The 20,957-nt window shown below is 59.3% G+C and carries 20 protein-coding genes and 1 tRNA gene; 13 read left to right on the top strand and 8 right to left on the bottom strand.

Features of this window, described 5'->3' with window-relative positions:
• Window position 1: 1 nt before the first annotated feature.
• The 9 genes from tolQ to QF039_RS21790 all read left to right on the top strand — a co-directional run bounded on the left by tolQ (window position 2) and on the right by QF039_RS21790 (window position 6,570).
• On the top strand, window positions 2-697 hold the full coding sequence (gene tolQ / locus QF039_RS21830) for a protein TolQ (protein ID WP_003209819.1): 696 nt from the start codon (window positions 2-4) through the stop codon (window positions 695-697).
• Between the two features lie 23 nt (window positions 698-720).
• The gene (gene tolR / locus QF039_RS21825; protein ID WP_161635741.1) at window positions 721-1,173 is read left to right on the top strand and encodes a protein TolR; all 453 of its coding nucleotides are present in this window, start codon (window positions 721-723) and stop codon (window positions 1,171-1,173) included.
• A complete protein-coding gene (tolA, locus tag QF039_RS21820; protein ID WP_003209823.1) occupies window positions 1,173-2,246 on the top strand; it encodes a cell envelope integrity protein TolA in 1,074 nt (357 codons plus the stop codon). The genes tolR and tolA overlap by 1 nt, the downstream gene beginning before the upstream one ends.
• A gap of 17 nt (window positions 2,247-2,263) precedes the next feature.
• Window positions 2,264-3,544, top strand: a complete 1,281-nt coding sequence (tolB, locus tag QF039_RS21815; protein WP_032868196.1) for a Tol-Pal system beta propeller repeat protein TolB — start codon at window positions 2,264-2,266, stop codon at window positions 3,542-3,544.
• Window positions 3,545-3,599: 55 nt separating this feature from the next.
• On the top strand, window positions 3,600-4,100 hold the full coding sequence (gene pal / locus QF039_RS21810; RefSeq protein WP_003209827.1) for a peptidoglycan-associated lipoprotein Pal: 501 nt from the start codon (window positions 3,600-3,602) through the stop codon (window positions 4,098-4,100).
• A gap of 6 nt (window positions 4,101-4,106) precedes the next feature.
• Entirely contained in the window at window positions 4,107-4,940 is an 834-nt protein-coding gene (gene ybgF / locus QF039_RS21805; protein ID WP_023659229.1) for a tol-pal system protein YbgF, read from the top strand.
• Window positions 4,941-5,104: 164 nt separating this feature from the next.
• Window positions 5,105-5,752, top strand: a complete 648-nt coding sequence (gene queE / locus QF039_RS21800) for a 7-carboxy-7-deazaguanine synthase QueE (RefSeq protein WP_003209831.1) — start codon at window positions 5,105-5,107, stop codon at window positions 5,750-5,752.
• Between the two features lies 1 nt (window position 5,753).
• A complete protein-coding gene (queC, locus tag QF039_RS21795; RefSeq protein ID WP_043225928.1) occupies window positions 5,754-6,431 on the top strand; it encodes a 7-cyano-7-deazaguanine synthase QueC in 678 nt (225 codons plus the stop codon).
• 63 nt (window positions 6,432-6,494) lie between these two features.
• Window positions 6,495-6,570: transfer RNA gene (locus QF039_RS21790), tRNA-Lys, on the top strand.
• A 118-nt stretch (window positions 6,571-6,688) separates the two neighbouring features.
• Here QF039_RS21790 and pstB read toward each other — a convergent pair.
• From pstB to lldD, 5 genes are all read right to left on the bottom strand, one after another.
• Window positions 6,689-7,468, bottom strand: a complete 780-nt coding sequence (gene pstB / locus QF039_RS21785) for a phosphate ABC transporter ATP-binding protein PstB (protein ID WP_003209835.1) — start codon at window positions 7,466-7,468, stop codon at window positions 6,689-6,691.
• Window positions 7,468-8,340 (bottom strand): phosphate ABC transporter permease PstA, encoded by an 873-nt coding sequence (gene pstA, locus QF039_RS21780; RefSeq protein ID WP_307520639.1) that lies wholly within the window; start codon window positions 8,338-8,340, stop codon window positions 7,468-7,470. Before pstA ends, pstB begins: the two co-directional genes overlap by 1 nt.
• Complete coding sequence (gene pstC, locus QF039_RS21775; protein ID WP_003209839.1) at window positions 8,337-9,332, bottom strand: phosphate ABC transporter permease subunit PstC; 996 nt, start codon at window positions 9,330-9,332, stop codon at window positions 8,337-8,339. The genes pstA and pstC overlap by 4 nt, the downstream gene beginning before the upstream one ends.
• A gap of 66 nt (window positions 9,333-9,398) precedes the next feature.
• Window positions 9,399-10,415 (bottom strand): phosphate ABC transporter substrate-binding protein PstS, encoded by a 1,017-nt coding sequence (gene pstS, locus QF039_RS21770; protein WP_003209841.1) that lies wholly within the window; start codon window positions 10,413-10,415, stop codon window positions 9,399-9,401.
• Between the two features lie 169 nt (window positions 10,416-10,584).
• Window positions 10,585-11,727, bottom strand: a complete 1,143-nt coding sequence (gene lldD / locus QF039_RS21765; protein WP_003209842.1) for an FMN-dependent L-lactate dehydrogenase LldD — start codon at window positions 11,725-11,727, stop codon at window positions 10,585-10,587.
• A gap of 107 nt (window positions 11,728-11,834) precedes the next feature.
• Between lldD and QF039_RS21760 the strand changes: the two genes are divergently transcribed.
• The gene (locus QF039_RS21760; protein ID WP_307520635.1) at window positions 11,835-12,770 is read left to right on the top strand and encodes a LysR family transcriptional regulator; all 936 of its coding nucleotides are present in this window, start codon (window positions 11,835-11,837) and stop codon (window positions 12,768-12,770) included.
• On the opposite strand, the gene QF039_RS21755 is transcribed toward QF039_RS21760, so the two are convergent.
• Window positions 12,736-14,694 (bottom strand): PAS domain-containing sensor histidine kinase, encoded by a 1,959-nt coding sequence (locus QF039_RS21755; protein WP_307520633.1) that lies wholly within the window; start codon window positions 14,692-14,694, stop codon window positions 12,736-12,738. The genes QF039_RS21760 and QF039_RS21755 overlap by 35 nt on opposite strands.
• A 359-nt stretch (window positions 14,695-15,053) precedes the next feature.
• Here QF039_RS21755 and QF039_RS21750 point away from each other — a divergent pair, with 359 nt between their 5' ends.
• From QF039_RS21750 to nadA, 3 genes are all read left to right on the top strand, one after another.
• A complete protein-coding gene (locus tag QF039_RS21750; RefSeq protein WP_003209847.1) occupies window positions 15,054-16,340 on the top strand; it encodes an OmpP1/FadL family transporter in 1,287 nt (428 codons plus the stop codon).
• 128 nt (window positions 16,341-16,468) lie between these two features.
• Window positions 16,469-18,040, top strand: a complete 1,572-nt coding sequence (locus QF039_RS21745) for a lactate dehydrogenase (RefSeq protein WP_307520631.1) — start codon at window positions 16,469-16,471, stop codon at window positions 18,038-18,040.
• A gap of 219 nt (window positions 18,041-18,259) precedes the next feature.
• Window positions 18,260-19,318 (top strand): quinolinate synthase NadA, encoded by a 1,059-nt coding sequence (nadA, locus tag QF039_RS21740; protein WP_307520629.1) that lies wholly within the window; start codon window positions 18,260-18,262, stop codon window positions 19,316-19,318.
• A gap of 837 nt (window positions 19,319-20,155) precedes the next feature.
• On the opposite strand, the gene QF039_RS21735 is transcribed toward nadA, so the two are convergent.
• Both QF039_RS21735 and QF039_RS21730 read right to left on the bottom strand, forming a co-directional pair.
• Entirely contained in the window at window positions 20,156-20,644 is a 489-nt protein-coding gene (locus QF039_RS21735; protein ID WP_003220044.1) for an RDD family protein, read from the bottom strand.
• A 95-nt stretch (window positions 20,645-20,739) separates the two neighbouring features.
• Window positions 20,740-20,952, bottom strand: coding sequence for a cold-shock protein (locus tag QF039_RS21730; protein WP_003220045.1), 213 nt, complete (start codon window positions 20,950-20,952; stop codon window positions 20,740-20,742).
• Between the last annotated feature and the right edge of the window lie 5 nt (window positions 20,953-20,957).

Here is a 20,957-nt window from a genome sequence, read left to right as displayed (position 1 = left end):
CGTGGAACCTACCGTCGTCGACCATTCCTCCATGTGGAGCCTGGTCAGCAATGCCAGTGTCGTGGTTCAACTGGTGATGCTGGTCCTGGTAGCCGCATCGGTTACCTCTTGGGTCATGATTTTTCAGCGCAGCAACCTGCTGCGTGCTGGTCGACGTGCCCTGGAGAGCTTCGAAGAGCGCTTCTGGTCGGGTATCGACCTGTCCAAGCTGTACCGCCAGGCGGGCAGCAACCCGGACCCGGATTCGGGCGTCGAGCAGATCTTCCGCGCCGGCTTCAAGGAATTCTCCCGTCTGCGCCAGCAGCCAGGCGTTGACCCGGAAGCGGTCATGGAAGGCGTGGCCCGTGCCATGCGCGTCGCCATCTCCCGGGAAGAAGAAAAGCTTGAGCAAAGCCTGCCGTTCCTCGCCACCGTCGGTTCCGTTAGCCCGTATATCGGCCTGTTCGGTACCGTATGGGGGATCATGAACTCCTTCCGCGGCCTGGCCCAGGCCCAGCAAGCGACCCTGGCCACCGTGGCCCCGGGTATCGCCGAAGCGCTGATCGCCACCGCCATCGGCCTGTTCGCAGCTATTCCCGCAGTAATCGCCTACAACCGTTTTGCCGCTCGTGGCGAAACCTTGATCAGCCGTTACTACACCTTCGCCGATGAATTCCAGGCGATCCTGCACCGTAAAGTGCACACCAGCGAAGAATAAGCAGGTAATTCCCAATGGCTTTAATCGCTCGAGCTCGCAAAAAGCGCAAGCCGGTCGCCGAGATGAACGTAGTGCCTTACATCGACGTGATGCTGGTGCTGCTGGTTATCTTCATGGTGACCGCGCCGATGCTCAATCAGGGCGTGAAGGTTGATCTGCCCAAGGTTTCCAGCGAAGCCTTGCCGCAGGACAACAACACCCAGGTCCTGACCATTTCGATCAAGGCTGACAAGACCTATTACTGGAACCTTGGCAGCGAAGTCGACACTCAGAAACAGCAGGACAAGGCCATGACCTTGCCGCAGATGACTGATGCCGTGACCAAGATCATTCGCGCCGGCAACGAAGGTGGCAAGCACACCCAGGTGTTCATTCGCGGCGACAAGGTCGTCGACTACGGCTCCGTCATGGGCGCCATGGGCGGGCTGCAGAAGGCCGGGGTCGGTAATGTTGGCTTGATTACCGAGGCGCCCTGATGCACCAACAGCGAGAGCCGTCCGCCTCGGAAAGCTACTTCTGGCCTAGCGTCTGGGCAATTGCCCTGCACGTCCTGGTGTTTGGCATGCTGTTCGTCAGCTTTGCCATGACCCCGGACCTGCCGCCAGCCAAGCCGATCGTGCAGGCGACCCTGTATCAGCTGAAATCGAAAAGCCAGGCCACCACCCAGACCAATCAGAAGATTGCGGGTGAGGCCCAGAAGTCGGCTGCGCGCCAGACTGAAGTCGAGCAGATGGAACAGAAGAAGGTCGAGCAGGAAGCGGTGAAGGCTGCTGCGGAACAAAAGAAAGAAGAGGCGGCTCAAAAGGCCGAGGAATCGAAAAAGGCTGACGAGGCGAAGAAAGCTGCAGAGGCGCAAAAGGCTGATGAAGCCAAGAAAGCCGATAAAGCTGCCGAAGCCAAGAAGGCTGAAGAGAAACAATTGGCTGATATAGCCAAGAAGAAATCTGAAGAAGAAGCCAAGAAGGCTGCCGAAGAAGAGGCCAAGAAAAAGGCCGCTGAAGACGCGAAGAAAAAGATAGTCGAAGACGCGAAGAAGAAAGCCGCGGACGACGCCAAGAAGAAAGCTGAAGCTGACGAGGCGAAGAAGAAGATCGCCGACGATGCGAAGAAGAAAGCTGCCGCCGATGCCTCCAAGAAAAAGGCCCAGGAAGCAGCGCGTAAATCGACCGAAGACAAAAAGGCCCAGGCCTTGGCCGATTTGCTTTCCGACACGCCGCAGCGCCAGCAAGCCTTGGCCGATGAACGTGGTGATGAAGTCGCGGGCAGTTTCGACGACCTGATTCGTTCACGGGCAGCGGAAGGGTGGACCCGTCCTCCTTCGGCACGTAAAGGCATGACAGTAGTGCTGCAGATCGGCATGTTGCCGGACGGTACGGTGACTTCGGTCAGCGTGGCCAAGTCCAGTGGCGACGGTTCGTTCGACAGTTCGGCGGTAGCAGCGGTCAAGAACATTGGCCGGTTGACCGAGATGCAGGGAATGAAACCAAGCGACTTCGCTCCCTACCGTTCATTCAAGATGACATTCACACCTGAGGATCTAGCCTTGTGAGAAACCTTCTTCGAGGAATGCTTGTCGTTATTTGCTGCATGGCAGGGATAGCGGCGGCGGATGAAAAGAACATCCTGGTCACCAGCGGTAGCGATCGGGCCACCCCGATCGCCGTTGTGCCGTTTGGCTGGCAGGGCGGCAGCGTGCTGCCGGACGACATGTCGCAGATCATCAGCGATGACCTGCGCAACTCCGGCTACTACGCACCGATCGACAAAGGCAACATGATCAGCCAGCCGACCCAGGCCAGCGAAGTCATCTTCCGTGACTGGAAAGCGCTGAACGCCCAGTACCTGATGGTGGGCAGCATCACGCCCGCCGGCGGTCGCCTGCAGATCCAGTACACCCTGTTCAACGTCGCGACCGAGCAGCAAGTGCTGACCGGCAGCGTGTCGGGCACCACGGATCAGCTGCGGGACATGGCGCACTACATCTCCGACCAGTCGTTTGAAAAACTGACCGGGATCAAGGGTGCCTTCTCCACGCGCTTGCTCTATGTAACGGCCGAGCGTTTTTCGGTAGACAACACTCGTTACACTTTGCAGCGTTCCGACTATGACGGCGCTCGTGCAGTGACGTTGCTGCAATCCCGTGAGCCGATCCTGTCGCCGCGTTTCGCGCCAGATGGCAAGCGTATCGCCTACGTGTCCTTTGAACAGAAGCGTCCACGGATCTTCGTCCAGCACATCGATACCGGTCGCCGTGAGCAGATCACCAACTTCGAAGGCCTGAATGGCGCGCCAGCCTGGTCGCCGGATGGTTCACGCCTGGCATTCGTGCTGTCCAAAGATGGCAACCCGGACATCTACGTGATGAACATGGCTTCGCGCCAACTGAGCCGTGTTACCAGCGGCCCGGGTATCAACACCGAACCGTTCTGGGGCAAGGATGGCTCGACCATCTACTTCACCTCCGACCGTGGCGGCAAGCCGCAAGTCTACAAAACCAGCGTCAACGGCGGCGGCGCCGAACGAGTGACCTTTATTGGTAACTACAACGCTGCACCTAAGCTTTCGGCTGATGAAAAGACGTTGGTGATGATTCACCGTCAGGATGGTTTCACTAATTTCCGGGTTGCGGCCCAGGATTTGCAGCGTGGAACCGTAAAAATCCTTACAGATACCAACCTTGATGAGTCAGCTACTGTTGCGCCCAACGGCACCATGGTAATCTACGCCACCCGCCAGCAGGGCCGGGGAGTCTTGATGCTCGTGTCCATTAATGGACGCGTAAGGCTCCCGCTTCCTACCGCTCAAGGCGAAGTCAGAGAACCGTCCTGGTCCCCTTACCTGAACTGACGCGGCGCTACAAAAAGAAGTACTTAACACACTGGGGTTCATTAGGAGTTTCACGATGGAAATGCTGAAGTTTGGTAAGTTTGCTGCTCTGGCTCTGGCTCTGTCCGTAGCCGTTGGTTGCTCGTCTAAAGGCGGCGACAATGCCGGTGAAGGCGCAGCTGTTGATCCAAACGCTGGTTACGGCGCTAACACTGGTGCAGTTGACGGCTCCCTGAGCGAAGAAGCTGCTCTGCGCGCTATCACCACTTTCTACTTCGAATACGACAGTTCGGACCTGAAACCAGAAGCCATGCGCGCTCTGGACGTTCACGCGAAGGACCTGAAAGCTAACGGCGCTCGCGTTGTTCTGGAAGGTAACACCGACGAACGTGGTACTCGTGAGTACAACATGGCACTGGGCGAGCGTCGTGCGAAAGCCGTTCAGCGCTACCTGGTTCTGCAAGGTGTTGCTCCAGGCCAACTGGAACTGGTTTCCTACGGTAAAGAGCGTCCAGTTGCTACTGGCCACGACGAGCAGTCCTGGGCTCAAAACCGTCGCGTCGAACTGCGTAAGTAATTCGTCATGCGAACGTGCCGTCGTGCTCTAACTGTATTGGCTCTCAGCCTGGCACCGCTTGCGGTGTGGGCTGCGGTTCCTGTGGAAGATAGCAACTCTGGCTATAACAATAGCGGGAGCAGTTATCCGCCAGCGGGTTATGGCACGAACGGCGCCTATGCCGGGGGCGCGGCAACTGCCGCGCCTTCGGCACAGGGCGAACTGTTCAACCAGCTGCAACGCATGCAGGATCAATTGTCGCAGCAACAAGGCACGATTGAGGTTCTGCAGAATCAAGTGAACCAGCTGAAGCAAGAAGGCCTGGAGCGTTACCAGGATCTTGATCGACGCATTGGAGCCGGCGTTACACCAGCCGCCACTCCTGATAATTCTTCTGCCGGTGGCGCCGCAAGCGCCGCCGGTGGTGCAGCGGCAGGGGCCGCGGCTGCGAGCCAAGCCCCTGCCGCCAGCAGCGAACCGGGTGATCCGGCGAAGGAAAAGCTGTATTACGATGCAGCCTTCGACCTGATCAAAGCCAAGGATTTCGATAAGGCCAGCCAGGCTTTTACCGCATTCCTGCGCAAATACCCGAACAGCCAGTACGCGGGCAACGCCCAGTACTGGTTGGGTGAGGTGAACCTGGCCAAGGGTGATCTGCAGGGCGCAGGCCAGGCATTTGCCAAGGTCAGCCAGCTGTACCCCAAGCACGCCAAGGTGCCGGATTCGCTGTACAAACTGGCTGACGTAGAACGCCGCCTGGGTCATACCGACAAGGTCAAAGGCATTCTGCAGCAGGTGGTGGCCCAGTATCCGGGTACCTCTGCGGCCCAGTTGGCTCAGCGGGATCTGCAACGCATGTAAGCGTCGCAACCCGTTCAGAAGAAACCCGCGCCCTGCGCGGGTTTTTTCGTTAGAATCCACGCCCTTTTATGAAACACGCTTCCTGGGGTTTACGCGTTGGCGCAATTCCTTGAAGTGCCTGACGGAGGCGGACAGCCTGTTTAGCTGTTACGCCCGTGGCGACTATGCAAGACACATTACGTATCACCGAAGTTTTTTACTCGTTGCAGGGTGAAACGCGCACTGCCGGGCTGCCCACTGTATTTGTGCGCCTCACCGGTTGCCCGCTGCGTTGCCAGTACTGCGACAGCGCCTACGCCTTCAGCGGCGGCACCGTGCGCACCCTTGAAGACATCCTTGAGCAGGTGGCCGGTTACCGGCCGCGTTATGTCTGCGTCACGGGTGGCGAGCCACTGGCACAGCCCAATGCCATTCCCTTGCTCAAGCAGTTGTGCGATGCCGGTTACGAGGTGTCCCTGGAAACCAGCGGCGCCCTCGATATCTCTGCAGTCGACCCTCGGGTCAGCCGAGTCGTCGACCTCAAGACCCCAGGCTCCAAGGAAGTGCACCGCAACCGCTACGAGAACATTGAGCTGCTGACGGCCAACGACCAGGTCAAGTTCGTCATCTGTTCCCGTGAAGACTACGACTGGGCGACCTCCAAGCTGATCCAGTATGGCCTGGACCGCCGCGCCGGCGAAGTGCTGTTTTCCCCCAGCCATCATGACCTGAATGCTCGCGACCTGGCCGACTGGGTCGTTGCAGACAACCTTCCGGTGCGTCTGCAACTGCAACTGCACAAATACCTGTGGAACGATGAGCCGGGGCGCTGAGATGACTGATCAAAAACGTGCGGTGATCCTGCTGTCCGGCGGCCTCGACTCCGCGACCGTGGTCGCCATGGCCCGTGCAGAAGGCTACAGCTGCTACACCATGAGCTTCGACTACGGCCAGCGTCACCGTGCCGAACTGAACGCTGCCGCCCGTGTCGCCCGAGACCTGGGCGCGGTGGAGCACAAGGTGATCGGCCTGAATCTCGACGGCATGGGTGGCTCGGCGCTGACCGACAGCTCCATAGACGTGCCGCAAGGCCCCAGCGAAGGCATTCCGGTGACGTACGTGCCGGCACGCAACACGGTCTTCCTGTCCCTGGCCCTCGGCTGGGCCGAGGTGCTCAATGCCCGCGACATCTTCATCGGCGTCAACGCCCTGGACTACGCCGGATACCCGGACTGCCGCCCCGAGTACATCGAGTCGTTCGAGCGCATGGCCAACCTGGCGACCAAGGCCGGTGTAGAAGGGCAGGGCTTTCGCATCCTGGCGCCGCTGCAGAACCGCAGCAAGGCCGATATCGTGAAGGCAGGCGTAGGACTTGGCGTCGATTACTCGCTGACTGTTTCCTGCTATCAGGCAGACACTGATGGTCGCGCTTGTGGGAAATGCGACAGCTGCAGACTGCGTGCAGAGGGCTTCCAAGCGGCCGGAATTACTGACCCAACGCGTTATTTCTGATTTATTTTAAATAAGGTGTTGAATAATCCTTAGAAATCAGTATTATACGCGCCACCACACAGCGGGTCGTTAGCTCAGTTGGTAGAGCAGTTGGCTTTTAACCAATTGGTCGTAGGTTCGAATCCCACACGACCCACCATTTTTGGCGGTTTAGAAAATCCGGAAGGCCCACGCAAGTGAGGATTTCCGGGTTTTTTTTTGCCCAGTAAAAAGCCGATCACTCTCGCGACAGAGAGTGATCGGCTTTTTTGTTAAAGCTAGCCAAACCGCCCGGTGATGTAGTCCTCGGTCTGTTTCATCTTCGGCTTGGTGAAGATCTCATCCGTATTGCCATGCTCAATCAGTTCGCCCATGAACATGAACGCCGTGCTGTCCGACACCCGGGCGGCCTGCTGCATGTTGTGGGTCACGATGATCACCGTGTATTGCTCTTTCAGCTCGGTGATCAACTGCTCGATGCGCCCGGTGGAAATCGGGTCGAGCGCCGAGGTCGGTTCATCCAGCAACAATACCTGCGGGCGCAGCGCAATGGTGCGGGCGATGCACAGGCGTTGCTGTTGTCCGCCTGAAAGACTCTGGGCGCTCTGCTTGAGTTTGTCCTTCACCTCATCCCACAGCGCGCCGCCGCGCAAGGCTTGCTCGACTCGATCATCCATTTCCCGGCGCGACAGCTTTTCGTGGTGACGCACGGCATAGGCGATGTTGTCGTAGATCGACATCGGGAACGGCACCGGCTTCTGGAAGACCATCCCGACGTGGCTGCGCAGGCGGTTCATCGAGTAGCCGGGGGCGAGGATGTTTTCGCCATTGAGCAGCACTTCACCGCGGGCTTCCTGCTTCGGGTACATCGAGTAGATACGGTTGAACACCCGCAGCAAGGTCGACTTGCCGCAGCCCGATGGGCCGATGATCGCGGTGATGCGTTTTTCCGGAATGTCGATGTCGATGGATTTCAGCGAACGTTGGTTGTTGTAGAAAAACTCCAACCCACGGACACGGATTTTGGTTTTTTCAGGATCAAGGCGGGTCGATTGCATCAGTGGGACCTATTGCGCAAAAGAATCAGGCGAGACAGCAAGCTCAGCACCAGCACGAACATCGTCAGTACCAAGGCGCCTGCCCATGCGAGGGAGTGCCAGTCATCGAAGGGGCTCATGGCGTACTGGAAAATAACCACCGGCACGCTGGCAATCGGCTTGAGCAGGTTGCTGCTCCAGAACTGGTTGCCGAAGGCAGTGAACAGCAGCGGGGCGGTTTCGCCGGTAATCCGCGCCAGCGCCAGCAGGATGCCGGTCACCACGCCGGCCTTGGCCGCTCTCAACACGATCTGCAACGTCAGTTTCCACTGGGGTACGCCCAGGGCCAGGGCCGCCTCGCGCATGGTGGAAGGTTGCAGTTGGAGCATCTCGTCGGTCGTGCGCACCACCACCGGAATCACCAGCAAGGCCAGCGCCAGGGCACCGGCAATGGCGGAGAAACCTACCTGGTGATTGGTCAGCAGGTTCAGCGGCAGGATCACCCCGGTGTAGATGAACAGGCCCAGCACGATCGACGGCGCGGACAGCAGGATGTCGTTGATGAAACGCACCGTGGTACCCAGGCGCGAGTGCCGTGCGAATTCCGCCAGCCAGATACCGGCCATCAGCCCGATGGGCGTGCCAATCAGCAGCGCAATCCCGGACATCAGGGCGCTGCCATAAAACGCGTTGGCCAGGCCGCCGTCTGTTCCGGGTGGCGGCGTCATCTCGGTAAACAGGCGCAGGTTGAGCGCCTGAAAGCCGTTGATGATGGTGGTCAGCAGAATCCACGCCAGCCACAGCAGGCCAAAGACTGTCGCGCCACAACTGAGCAGCATGGCCACCCGGTTCTTCAAGGCACGCTTGCGGTACTGGCGTTCGTTGCTGCTCATAGGCCCTCCTTGCGGGACAGGCGCATGAGCATCAGCCGCGCCAGTGCCAGCACCACGAATGTCACGATAAACAGCAGGAAGCCCAGGGCGATCAGCGCCGAACGATGCAGGTCGGTGTACGCCTCGCTGAACTCGTTGGCGATGACGGACGCGATGGAACTGCTGGGCATCAGCAACGAGGCAGAGAACTGTTGCGCGTTGCCCAGCACGAAGGTCACGGCCATGGTTTCACCCAGGGCGCGACCGAGGCCGAGAAAGATCCCGCCGACCACTGCCGAACGGGTGTAGGGCAGGACGATGTCCCACACCACTTCCCAGGTAGTACTGCCCAGTGCGTAGGCCGACTCCTTCAATTGAGTCGGCACACTGCGGAAAACCTCATGCATCACCGACGTGATGAACGGCGTGATCATGATCGCCAGCACGATGCCGGCGGTCAGCATCCCGATGCCCAGCGGCGGCCCCTGGAACAGCGAGCCAATAAACGGAAGCGCACCCAGGTAGTCATTGATCCAGGGTGACAAGTGTTCAGCCATAAAGGGCCCGAAAACAAACAGGCCCCACATGCCATAGATAATCGAGGGAATGCCCGCGAGCAATTCAACGGCGGAGGCGACCGGCATTCTGAGCCAGGGCGGCGCCACTTCGGTGAGGAAAATAGCGATGCCGAAACTCACCGGCACCGCAATCAGCAACGCCAGCAACGAGGTGACCAAGGTGCCGTAGATCGGTACCAGGGCGCCAAAGTGGTTGTTGACCGCATCCCACTCGGTGCTGGTGATGAAACCGAAACCGAAGGTCTTGAAGGCCAGGCCACCGCCCCACAGGGTGGAGGCGGCGATGCTTGCCAAGAGCAGCAGCACCAGCATCGCGGCCCCGAACATCGAGCGTTTGAACCACAGATCGTGGCGCTGATCGCGAGCGGCGCGGCTATCACCCGACACGTCGCTTGCGTGAGTAGTCATAACCAGGGGTTGCACGGTGTCGTTCATATCAGAAGTGCTCACCCGCCTCCATCAAGCATGCACATGCTTGAGGAAGGGGGCTATAGAGGCGGATCAGTGAGCGAAGTCAGACTTCCAGTAACCTTCGATCCGGGTCACGAGGGAATCGGGCAACGCTACGTAGTCCAATGCCGCAGCCTGCTGCTGACCTTTCTCCAACGACCATTTGAAGAAGTTGAAAGCGGCCTGGCTTTGCTCGGCGTTTTTTGCCTGCTTGTACATGATGATCCAGGTGGTCGCCGTGATCGGCCACGCGTTCTCGCCCGGTGCGTTGGTCATGATCAGGTTGAAGTCATGGGCGTTGGCCCAATCGGCAGTATCAGCCGCTGCCTGGAAGGCCTTGGCGTTGGGCTCGACGAATTTGCCGGACGCGTTCTTCAGTGAGGCGTAGGTCATCTTGTTTTGCAGGGCGTAGGCGTATTCAACAAAGCCGATGGAGTTCTTGATCTGCTTCACGTAGGCCGAAACACCTTCGTTACCCTTGCCGCCCACACCGACCGGCCACGGCACGGTGGTGCCGAAACCGATTTTGGTTTTCCAGCCATCACTGACCTTGGAGAGGTAGTTGGTGAAGTTGTACGAGGTGCCCGAGCCGTCCGAGCGGTGGACCACGGTGATATTCGCGCCCGGCAGTTTCAAGCCGGGGTTGAGGGCGGCAATCGCCGGGTCGTTCCAGGCCTTGATGTCACCGAGGAAGATCTTCGCCAGCACATCACCATCGAGTTTCAGCTGGCCAGCTGCAACGCCCTCGACGTTCATCACCGGCACGATGCCGCCAATCACGCTTGGGAATTGGCCGAGGCCGCCGGCCTTCAGTTCATCCGCCGACAGCGGCGCGTCGGACGCACCGAAGTCCACGGTAGCCGCCTTGATCTGGGCGATACCACCACCGGAGCCGATGGACTGGTAGTTGATCCGGTCACTGGAGCTTTTGCTGTATTCCTGGGACCACTTGGACAGCACCGGGTAGACGAAACTGGAGCCTGCGCCCGTGACGTCAGTGGCGTGAGCGACACCACTCAGGCACAGGGCAGTGAACAACACTGACAGACTCTTTTTGGTCAGCAACATCACGACGACACCTCAAAGGAAGGGGGCAGGTGGAGGGCTCCACCTGCCTGGGACGTGACGATTTAATTCCTGAAATGTGTCTGTTTAATGACGGTTTGGCTTTATGAAGAAACATTTAGAAATATCTGTGGGCGACCCCGGAAGGGATGTTCCGAGGTCGCTGCACTGATCAACCCTGGCTGCGCACCAGGATCGACTCATCGATCTGGGCGATCGACGTGACTCCGGTCAACGTCATGGCCACGCGCATTTCCTTGGCGAAGATATCCAGCAGGTTCTCCACGCCACGCTGCCCGTCGGCGGCCAGTGCGTAAGCCTGTGCACGGCCCAGCAGAACGCCCTTGGCGCCCAGCGCGAGCATGCGCACCACGTCCAGCCCCGAGCGTACGCCGGAGTCCACCAGCACCGTCAGATCGCTGCCCACGGCTTGTACGATAGGCGCCAGTGCCTTGGCTGTGGACAGCACGCCATCAAGCTGGCGCCCGCCGTGGTTGGATACGACGATGCCGTCGGCACCAAAGCTCACCGCGTCCTTGGCATCCTGTGGGTCGAGGATGCCTTTGATGATCATCGGGCCTTTCCAGAATTCGCGGATCCACTCCAGGTCTTTCCAACTGATGGAAGGGTCGAAGTTGTTGGCCAGCCAGCCGATGTAGTCCTTCAGTTGGGTGGGCTTGCCCAGGTACTTGGAGATGTTGCCCAGGTCGTGGGGGCGACCCAGCAGGCCCACATCGAAGGCCCAGGCCGGTTTGGTCATGGCCTGCAGGATTTGGCGTTGCGGCCCGTAGGCGCCGGACATACCCGAATGGGCGTCGCGATAACGCGCGCCGGGGGTGGGCATGTCGACCGTGAACACGAGGTTTTTCACCCCGGCGGCCTGGGCGCGCTCCAGGGCGTTTTTCATGAAGCCGCGGTCTTTCAGCACATACAGCTGAAACCAGATCGATTGCGGGCTCTGGGACGCCACTTCCTCGATCGGGCACACGGAAACGGTCGACAGGCAAAACGGAATGCCCTTGTTCGCTGCCGCCTTCGCCGCCTGGACTTCACCACGCCGGGCAAACATGCCGGTCAGGCCCACCGGGCTGAGGACCACCGGCATCGCCAATGGCTGGTCGAACAACGTGGTTTCAAGGCTCAGGCTTTCGACGTTGCGCAGGATGCGCTGGCGCAGGCTGATATCCGACAGGTCCGAGCTGTTGGCCCTGAGGGTGTGTTCGGCGTAGGCGCCGCCGTCGATGTAGTCGAACAGGAAACGCGGCAGTTTGCGGCGGGCGGCTTCGCGGTAATCCGATGCAGACGAAATGATCATGAACAGTGATGCCCCGAGTGAAGAAAACGGTGGGGTGAGGATAGACAAAGGCCTTTCATGGTAAAAACAACTTTTCCAACTTGAATCAAGTCGCAAACGGAATACTCATGAACCTTCGTACGTTGCTGGCCTTTGTCGAAGTAGTTCGCCAGGGCAGCTTCTCACAAGCAGCCGAGGTGGTTTCGCTCACCCAGTCTACCGTCAGCAAGGCGGTCAAGACTCTGGAAGATGAATTGGGCACGCCGCTGTTCAATCGCATCGGCCACAAGAGCGAGCTCACGGCCGCCGGCGAAATTGCCTACCGCCGAGCGCTGGTGTTGCTGGCGGAGCGCAGTGACCTGGTGGCCGAGATCAACGACTTGCTGGGGCTCAAGCGCGGTGTATTGCGCATCGGCTTGCCGCCGGTGGGCAGTGGGGTGCTGTTTGCGGCGATGTTTGCCTTGTATCGACAGCGTTATCCGGAAATCGAGATCGAGCTGATCGAGCATGGCAGCAAGAAGTTGGGCGAATGCCTGGAGGCCGGGGAGGTGGACCTGGCCGCGTTGCTGGTACCGGTGGCGGGAGAATTTGAATATCAGGATGTGCGCGTCGAGCCACTGATGGTGGTGATGCCGATCGACCATCCTTTGGCCGGGCGTAAAAGCGTCGATTTTTCCGACCTGGCTGACTCGCCCTTTATTCTGTTCGAGGCCGGGTTTGCGCTTAACCGGATCATTCTCACGGCCTGCGAGCGCAGAGGCGTAGTCCCGCGTATCACCGCCCGCAGTGCGCAGATCGACTTTATCGTCGACCTGGTTGCCGCAGGCCTGGGTGTCGCGTTTCTACCGAGCATGCTGGCTTACAAACACCTGCACGCCGGCATCGCCCTGATCCAGCTGGACGAGCCCCAGACTGATTGGCACATCGCCCTGGCCTGGCGGCGACAGGCGCACTTGCCACCGGCGGCGCGGGCCTGGCTGGATCTGGCCCTGGAGATGGGGAATGTTCCGGACGCGGCCGGCCTGCGGTCTAGCCTTGTGCGACCAGGGGCAGGCGGCTCTTGACGACTTTTTGCAGCAGCAGGGCCAGCACCTCGGTGGAATACGGCTTCTGCAGCAAGACAAAACGGCTGGCCTCTTCCTGGGCGATACGCGCGTATTCGTCGTTGTAGCCGGTGGTGAGCACCACCGGCAGCCATGGGTACAAGGCTTCGATTGCGTCCAGCAACTCCAGGCCACTCATGCCGGGCATGGAGATATCGGAGAACACCACCTGGAAGCTTTCCGGGTTGGGGGCCAGGGCTTCCAGCGCGCTGTTCGCATCCGGCACCCACAGCACGTGAAAGCCCATCTGTTCCAGGGTTTGCGAGGTGTACAGGCCCACATCGGCGTTGTCCTCGACCATCAGCACGCACAAGCCTGAGACGATGGGCGAAACGCTGGTGTCTTGAGGTACCGGCATGGCACTTGGCTCGACCTTGGGCAGGTACAGTGTAAATTGGCTACCGCTGCCGCACTCGCTCTGTACCAGGATTTCCCCGCCTGATTGCTTGGCGAAGCCGTAAACCTGGGACAAGCCCAGGCCGGTGCCCTGGCCGATACCCTTGGTGGTGTAGAAGGGCTCAAAGATCGCGTCGAGTTTTTCCGGCGGGATACCCGAGCCGGTGTCCGCCAGTTCGATGGTCACGTAATCGGCGACACGTACCGGGTGAGCGCGAACCGAGGGTAGCCAGCTTGCCGTCGAAACGGTGATGGTCAAATGCCCGTTGCCGGCCATGGCATCCCTGGCGTTCACCACCATGTTGACCAGCGCGGTATCGAACTGGCTTTCGTCGGCGTTGATAAAGCAGGCGTCGTCAGGCACCTGGATGCTTACCTTGACCCGTGAACCGGTCAGGCTGTCCATCATCTCGCCCACCCGCTTTACACTTTCGCCGACGTTGAACACCTCGGGTCGCAAAGCCTGGCGGCGGGCGAATGTGAGCAACTGGGCCGTCAGGCGGGCCGCGCGATCGACCGTGCTGGCGATGGCTTCCACGTATTTCACGCGGCGTGCTTCGCTCAGGGCAGGTGGCTTGAGCAAGTCGGCACAGGACTTGATCACCGTCAGCAGGTTATTGAAATCATGTGCGACACCGCCAGTGAGTTGGCCGATGGCTTCCAGTTTCTGTGACTGACGCAGGGCGTCTTCCGACAGTCGCAGGGCTTCCTTGGCTTCTTCCTCAGCCTGGATGTCGCGGCCCACGGCGTGGATGTAGTCGCTGTCGGGCACGGCCGTCCAGGCGATCATGCGGTAGCTGCCGTCCTGGTGGCGGTAACGGTTCTTGAAATTGGGGAAGTTCTTGCCATCGCCCAAACGGCTGACCGCCGAGGATGAGACGGCCAGGTCGTCGGGGTGAACCAGGGCCAGCAACTGGCTGCCCACCAGGTCGTTTTCGGCGTGGCCGAGCATGCGTGTCCAGGCCGGGTTCACGGCGGAGATCACACCGTCGAGTTGTGCCACCAGCATCAGGTCCGGCGACAGGCGCCAGATACGGTCGCGATCGCGAGTGCGCTCGACCACCCGCTGTTCCAGGGACTCGTTGAGTTTGCGCAGGGACTCTTCGGCTTCGCGCAGGGGCGTGATGTCCCGGGACACGCAGAGGATTTTCTCCGGCAGGCCGTCACTGCCCATGATCGGGCTGACGTTCACGTGCCACCATTTAAGGTTGCCGGCCAGGGTGTGGGCAGCGCCGACAAAGCTGGCATTGCGACCGGCCTTGGCGGCCTCAACGGCAGCCTTGGCATCGAGATTGCCCTGGTCGTGCCAGAAGTCGGGCCAGGGGCAGCCGCGGATCGCATTGAAGTCGCTGACTTCCATGATCTGCTTGCCGCCTTCGCTCATGAAGGTCAGGCGGGCGTCGAGGTCCAGCACCTTGATGCAATCGTTGATGCTGGCAAGCACGCGTTCGGTGAAGGCTTCGCTGTGGTTGAGGCCCGCGGCGGACAAATCACTCTCGCCAGATTCAGGTGGGCTGTTTGTCTCAGGACCCGTCCCGATAGTGCTATTCATTTGAGTGCTGCCACGCGTGTTAAATGGCCGTCATCATGTCATTGCGACACTTATATCACCAGCGCCTTCACGCTTATTCGATGGCAGGCAATCCGGCATGCTGCAAGCGTGACGGCGAGATTAAAACCCATCAGTCATATTCAGGTTCCGGGGTCTGAATAAGTGCTGGAAAAACCGTCGAAGTCTTTGAAAGAAATAGGATTGTCGGACAATTTTGCGCATGAAAAACTCTTCATAATTTGCCCGCTCGAAGATTGGTAGCTTCCTCTCGCTGCCCAATAATTCGAGTTCTAATAATGAATAAAAAACTCTTCAAGAGCGCTTTGGCGCTGTCGATTTCCCTTGCCTCCACTTCCTTGTTTGCCGGTGGTTTCGCCCTCAACGAACAAAGCATCAGTTCAATGGGGACCGGTTACGCCGGGCGTTCCTCCTCCGCGGATGATGCCAGCACGGTGTTTGGCAACCCGGCGGGTATGTCTCGCCTTAAGCAGAATGAAGTGAGCATCGGGGCGACCTACCTGGATGCCAAGTCGAACATCAAGGATGCCAGCTCCAGCCAAGGTGGCGTGGACAACCCCGGCACCAACAAAGGCGATATGGTCCCCGGCATCGCCGTACCGATGGGCTACCTGGTGACGCCGATTGATGAACACTGGGCGTTTGGCCTGGGAATTTACGCGCCGTTCGGCCTCGTGACCGACTATGAACACAGCTTCCAGGGCAATGGCTTTGGCAACAAAAGCAAGGTTCAAGTCATCACCGTGCAGCCAACCGTCAGCTATGCCTTCAACGACAAGGTTTCGGTGGGCTTCGGTCCGACCTTCAACCGTATCAGTGGCGAACTGGACTCCAAGGTCCCGGCATTTGGCCTCGGCACGGAAAACGTAAAGGTCAAGGGCGACGACACCGCCACCGGTTTCAACGCCGGTATCCTGGTGCAGCCGATTGAAAGCACGCGCATTGGTGTGACCTACCACTCGCAGGTTGTGTATCACCTGTCGGGCAAAACCAACGCCTCGGGGGTGCTCACCGACCTGGTGGATGGCGGCCCGCAGCGGTATGACGCCAAGCTGGATGTCACCACGCCGTCGTCCGTGGACTTCTCGGTCACCCATAAACTCAACGATGACTGGACCCTGTACGTCGGCAGCACCTACACCCGCTGGAGCCAGTTGAAGAAGATTACGATCAACAACAGTGGCGTCTCTGACCTCGCCACCGAACTGGCCGGCCTGAACTCCATCACCGAAGAACAGCACTGGCATGACACCTGGTCTCACGCCATCGGCCTGTCGTACCAGTTGAACAAGCAACTGGTGCTGCGGACCGGCTTTTCGGTGGACCAGACGCCCACCAACAACACCGACCGGTCCGTACGTATTCCTACGGGCGATCGCACGGTGTTCAGCTTGGGCGCCGGCTGGACGCCAGTGGATAACCTGACCTTCGACGTCGCTTATTCCTACCTGAAAGAAGAGCCGATCAAGGTCCGCGACAATAATCCGCAACTGGCGCTGACCTACGACGCCAAGTATGAAAACAGCGCCAACGGTTTCGGCGGTTCGGTGACTTACCGCTTCTGATGCACCGGAAGAGGGCAAAGAGTCAGTTTTCTGACATGGCTCTTTGCTAGCAATTGTATCGGTCGCGCTACCAAACCTTCCCTGTCTTGGTTAAATTGGCTGCAATCCAGCTCAAGACAGGGATCGTCATGACTACGCTTTCGCCGATCAGCTCCGCCATCGCCCTTACCAATCGACCCGCCGTTACCCCGCCAGCTACGCAGGCGCCAGAAACGGACGCCGCTGCCGTGCGACCTTCCTCGGTGGTCAGCCTTGGCAATGTCACGGTAGACGTTCAAGCCGAGACGTATTCCCGCAACGGCCAATTGCCCGGCCATGGGCCGATCAATGCCTGGGAAAGTGACAGCGACGATGCGGTCACCAAAGCGATCAGCACGAATTTCCCTGCACTGCCCAGAGGCACAGGCTTCAGCGGCCTGGGCGCTACCCTGATCGAGCAATTTGCGAAGAGCGGTACCGACATTTCCCAGTCGGCGCTGAGCACCAACTCTTCCAGGACCCAAAGCCCCGCCGAACTCAAGGTTCAACAGACGCTGCTGCACAGCAAGGCCGACAACCTGGTCAGCCTGACCGTCAAGACGGCCAGCGGCAAGACCGTCACCTTCAGCCTGGCCAGCCAGTCCGCAGGCCTGGCCGCGCAGGCGAAGGTGGACGGTGGCGCCCTCAGCGCCGCCGAACTCAAGGAAGTCGCCAAGTTGGGCGAAGCCTTCCAGGACGCGATCGACGGCCTGGCCGCCCAGCCGCCGAAACTCGAGCTGAGCAAGCTGACGCAGTTTGATTCCAGCGTATTGGCTGCTGTGGACCTCAGCGGCAAATTGAAAGTGAGCAATACTGACGACCTCACGCTTGCATTCCATGCGGACAGCCAGGGCCGCACCACGCGCATGAGTAGCCCGGCGGGGGAAGTGAATCTCTTGGTCGACCTGAAGAACGCCGGCATCCTCGGCAACGCCAAGCAACAGGCAATCGCGCTGAAAAGCTACCTGGCCCAGTTCGACAAGGCCCAGACGCGGGGCAAAGCCAATGCTGACCTGATGGCGATGTTCAAGGATGCGTTTACCGCCATGAACAGCAACTACCCGCAGAGCGCCAAAGCGCCTGCGCCGCTGACCCGCAGCGCGGCAGATCAAGGCCTGCTGACGGGCCTGGCGGATTTCAAGGCCTCCATCAGCCAGGCGGCCAGCTCCCCCAACCCGGCGCGCCCAGGGGAAACCGATACGTTTGCCTATGGGATTTCCCAGAAAACGCGCATCGGCGGCAATGACCTCTCCAATCGCACGATCGATCAGGTCCAGCGATCAAGCCTCAAGGCCAGTTTCCATCAGGGCCTGGATGGCGGGAAGCCGCCGGCTTTCGATACCAGGCGCGAGTCGCAGAACTACCTCTATGTGCAGGTCGACGACAAGGCCAGCAGTGCGGCGAACATCACCTACAAGGATGGCTTCCTGACCAACGCCTCCGTGGACCAAAGCGCCAGCCAGAACACCCGCACCCAGCGATACGAGATGGCTCAACTGGTTAAAGACAGCGTGGTACCGAACGAGGCCACCAGCCATCGCGACTACCTGGTACTGCTGGAATATGCGGCGCGGGAAGGCAAGAGTGCCAAGGGCGCCGATGAAACCATCCTGAAGGATGCCCTGGCGAACATGCATCAGTGGGCGTTGCTGCAAGACGATCCGTCCGCTTTGCCCGGTTAAACCGGTCGTTGTAAAAAAGGGAAACCCCTGGCCGGGTTTCCCTTTTTCATGCCTGGCCGAATCCCAGATTAGGCTTTTGAAACCATTCGATATTCTGTAGCCTTGCGCAGCTTCACCGTGCTTGATGAACACAATCACTTCGTCCGGCGGCGCCCGAAAGGCTCCAGAGCCGGTGGTACACTCGACTTTCGCGCAACTGCGCCTGCAGGTCTTGCGAACATGACGCAAATTTCCGAACGCCTTCTGGTCCAAGCCCACCTCGACGCCAAGCAGCCCAAGGTGCTGAGCGCCGAAGAAGAGGCGGGCTACCGCGCCGCCATCGCCGCCGAGCTCAAGGCTCAGGACGCGGTGCTGGTGGCACACTTCTACTGCGACCCGGTGATTCAGGCCCTGGCCGAAGAAACCGGTGGCTGTGTCTCCGATTCCCTGGAAATGGCCCGCTTCGGCGCGGCGCACCCGGCCAAGAGCGTATTGGTGGCGGGCGTGCGATTCATGGGGGAGACGGCCAAGATCCTCACGCCTGAAAAACGCATCCTGATGCCGACACTGGAAGCCACGTGCTCCCTGGACCTTGGCTGCCCGGTGGATGAGTTCTCGGCATTCTGTGATCAGCACCCTGAGCGCACCGTGGTGGTCTATGCCAACACGTCGGCGGCGGTGAAAGCCCGTGCTGATTGGGTGGTGACTTCCAGTTGTGCGCTGGAGATTGTCGAAAGCCTGATGGATAACGGCGAGACGATTATCTGGGGGCCGGACAAGCACCTGGGCACCTATATCCAGCGTCAGACGGGTGCAGACATGTTGCTGTGGGATGGTGCGTGCATCGTGCACGAGGAGTTCAAGTCCAAGCAGTTGGAGGACATGAAGGCGTTGTACCCGGATGCAGCGATTCTGGTGCATCCGGAGTCGCCCACTTCGGTGATTGAGTTGGCGGATGCGGTGGGGTCTACCAGCCAGTTGATTGCGGCGGCGCAGCGGTTGCCGAACAAGACGTTTATCGTGGCTACTGATCGGGGCATCTTCTACAAGATGCAGCAGTTGTGCCCGGACAAGGTGTTTGTCGAGGCGCCGACGGCGGGGAATGGGGCGGCGTGTCGCAGTTGTGCGCATTGCCCGTGGATGGCGATGAATACCCTGGAACGTACGCTGCAGTGCTTGCGTGAGGGGAGTAATGAGATTTTTGTTGAGCCTTCGGTGATTCCGCAGGCGGTTAGACCGCTGAAGCGGATGTTGGATTTTACTCAGGCGGCTCGGTTGAGGTTGGCGGGGAATGCTTGATCTTGTTTGAGTACATATCCGTTATTTAGGTAACGGCCGCTTATGGTTCCGCTCTTACAGCGGGTCACTTTTGGCAAACGCCCCAAAAGTAACCAAAAGGTCTTTGCCCCACCACTCGGTGCCTCGCTTAGGCTCGGCATGCCCGCACTCCGGCCCGGTTCCGCGGGCCGCCGCGACGGGCCATCCATGGCCCGGCGCGGCTAAATCGGCATCCCTGCCGATTTACCCGCTCCACCGTGCCTACTTGCGGCCATCGTGGTTAACGGGGCCCGCAGATCAAGATCAAAAGCAGATCAAAAGCACAGCGGCCTCCCGGCCGGCTTGAGTGTTAAAAGCAAAAGCAAAGACCAGAGCGAAAGCAGAGCTGCTTTTCTGTGGGAGCGGGCTTGCTCGCGAAAAACCTGAGAGCGCCGCGTTGAATCAGGATGCCCACGTCATCGTTAACGACCTTCGCGAGCAAGCCCGCTCCCACATTTGGACCGTGCCCGCTTTAGATTTTGCTTTTAACACTCAAGCCGGCCGGGAGGCCGCTGTGCTCTTGCTGTTGATCTTGATTTTGATCTTAGGCGCCCCGTTAAACCACGCTGGCCGAACGCAGGCTTTGGAGCGTGGGTAACCTGGCAGGACGCCAGGTTAGCCGTCCTGGGCCAGGGATGGCCCATGACGGCGGCCCACGGTCCAAAGCCGGAGTGAGGGCACTCCGAGCCTAGGCGAGGAGCCGAGTGGTGGGGCAAGAGCGTTTTGCTTACTTTTGCGCTTTTCAAAAGTGAGCCGCTGTAAAAGCGGAACCAATAGCGGCCATAACCGCAGCAACGGATATGCCCCCAACCTGAAAACCTACTTCTTTTTCTTCGGAACCCGCACCAACCGCGTATCCGAATAAATGTCATGCCAGCCACGTTTCTGCTTGTCGAACAACGACCAGATAAACCCAAGCCCCAGGCACAACCACGAAGCAATCGACACCACAAACCGCAACAACGCCTGCCACAGACTGATCCGCGACCCATCAGCGTTCTGCACCCGCACCCCCCAAACCTGCATCCCCAGGGTCTGCCCCGAGTGCGTCCAGAACTTGGCAAAAAACCCAAACAACACAAAAAACAAAATCGTCGACAACAGCGGATCACCATCCAGCGCGCCAGACTCAGACAGCGCCCGCAACTTGGCCTCACCGACAAACCCCATCCACACCAGCTTGTAGATGAAGGCCGTGACGATCAGCAGGGCGGTGCACAACAGGAAGTCATAGAACATCGCTGCCAGACGACGGCCCAGGCCTACGGCGGGAAACTCGCCTTGGGGGCTCAGCAGGTGTTTCGACATGGCATGGCTCTCGGCAGGAAAAAAGCCATTTTACGGAAGAACGCCCATAAAAAAGCCCCTGATGTCATATCAGGGGCTTTTTGTCGCAGCAAGGATCAGCCTTCTGCTTGTACTTCGTCGGCTTGCATGCCTTTCTGGCCTTGCACCGCGATGAAGGTCACTTTCTGGCCTTCTTTCAGGCTTTTGAAGCCGTTGCCCTGAATAGCGCGGAAGTGGACGAACAGATCCGGACCGCTTTCTGGAGTGATAAAACCAAACCCTTTTTCGTCGTTAAACCACTTGACGGTACCGCTCTGACGATCAGCCATTTTCT

Origin of the sequence: Pseudomonas sp. W2I6, from assembly GCF_030815935.1 — a bacterium.
Classification (GTDB): Bacteria; Pseudomonadota; Gammaproteobacteria; order Pseudomonadales; family Pseudomonadaceae; genus Aquipseudomonas.
Note: the sequence above shows the minus strand (reverse complement) of the source record. Positions and strands in the feature narration are given on the sequence as shown.

Bases quoted from the DNA above. Each gene is read 5' to 3' on its own strand.
- tolA (WP_003209823.1), top strand. From the start codon at position 1,173: ATGCACCAACAGCGAGAGCCGTCCGCCTCGGAAAGCTACTTCTGGCCT.
- tolB (WP_032868196.1), top strand. From the start codon at position 2,264: ATGCTTGTCGTTATTTGCTGCATGGCAGGGATAGCGGCGGCGGATGAA.
- pal (WP_003209827.1), top strand. From the start codon at position 3,600: ATGGAAATGCTGAAGTTTGGTAAGTTTGCTGCTCTGGCTCTGGCTCTG.
- ybgF (WP_023659229.1), top strand. From the start codon at position 4,107: ATGCGAACGTGCCGTCGTGCTCTAACTGTATTGGCTCTCAGCCTGGCA.
- queE (WP_003209831.1), top strand. From the start codon at position 5,105: ATGCAAGACACATTACGTATCACCGAAGTTTTTTACTCGTTGCAGGGT.
- queC (WP_043225928.1), top strand. From the start codon at position 5,754: ATGACTGATCAAAAACGTGCGGTGATCCTGCTGTCCGGCGGCCTCGAC.
- pstB (WP_003209835.1), bottom strand. From the start codon at position 7,468: ATGCAATCGACCCGCCTTGATCCTGAAAAAACCAAAATCCGTGTCCGT.
- pstA (WP_307520639.1), bottom strand. From the start codon at position 8,340: ATGAGCAGCAACGAACGCCAGTACCGCAAGCGTGCCTTGAAGAACCGG.
- pstC (WP_003209839.1), bottom strand. From the start codon at position 9,332: ATGAACGACACCGTGCAACCCCTGGTTATGACTACTCACGCAAGCGAC.
- pstS (WP_003209841.1), bottom strand. From the start codon at position 10,415: ATGTTGCTGACCAAAAAGAGTCTGTCAGTGTTGTTCACTGCCCTGTGC.
- lldD (WP_003209842.1), bottom strand. From the start codon at position 11,727: ATGATCATTTCGTCTGCATCGGATTACCGCGAAGCCGCCCGCCGCAAA.
- QF039_RS21760 (WP_307520635.1), top strand. From the start codon at position 11,835: ATGAACCTTCGTACGTTGCTGGCCTTTGTCGAAGTAGTTCGCCAGGGC.
- QF039_RS21750 (WP_003209847.1), top strand. From the start codon at position 15,054: ATGAATAAAAAACTCTTCAAGAGCGCTTTGGCGCTGTCGATTTCCCTT.
- QF039_RS21745 (WP_307520631.1), top strand. From the start codon at position 16,469: ATGACTACGCTTTCGCCGATCAGCTCCGCCATCGCCCTTACCAATCGA.
- nadA (WP_307520629.1), top strand. From the start codon at position 18,260: ATGACGCAAATTTCCGAACGCCTTCTGGTCCAAGCCCACCTCGACGCC.
- QF039_RS21735 (WP_003220044.1), bottom strand. From the start codon at position 20,644: ATGTCGAAACACCTGCTGAGCCCCCAAGGCGAGTTTCCCGCCGTAGGC.
- QF039_RS21730 (WP_003220045.1), bottom strand. From the start codon at position 20,952: ATGGCTGATCGTCAGAGCGGTACCGTCAAGTGGTTTAACGACGAAAAA.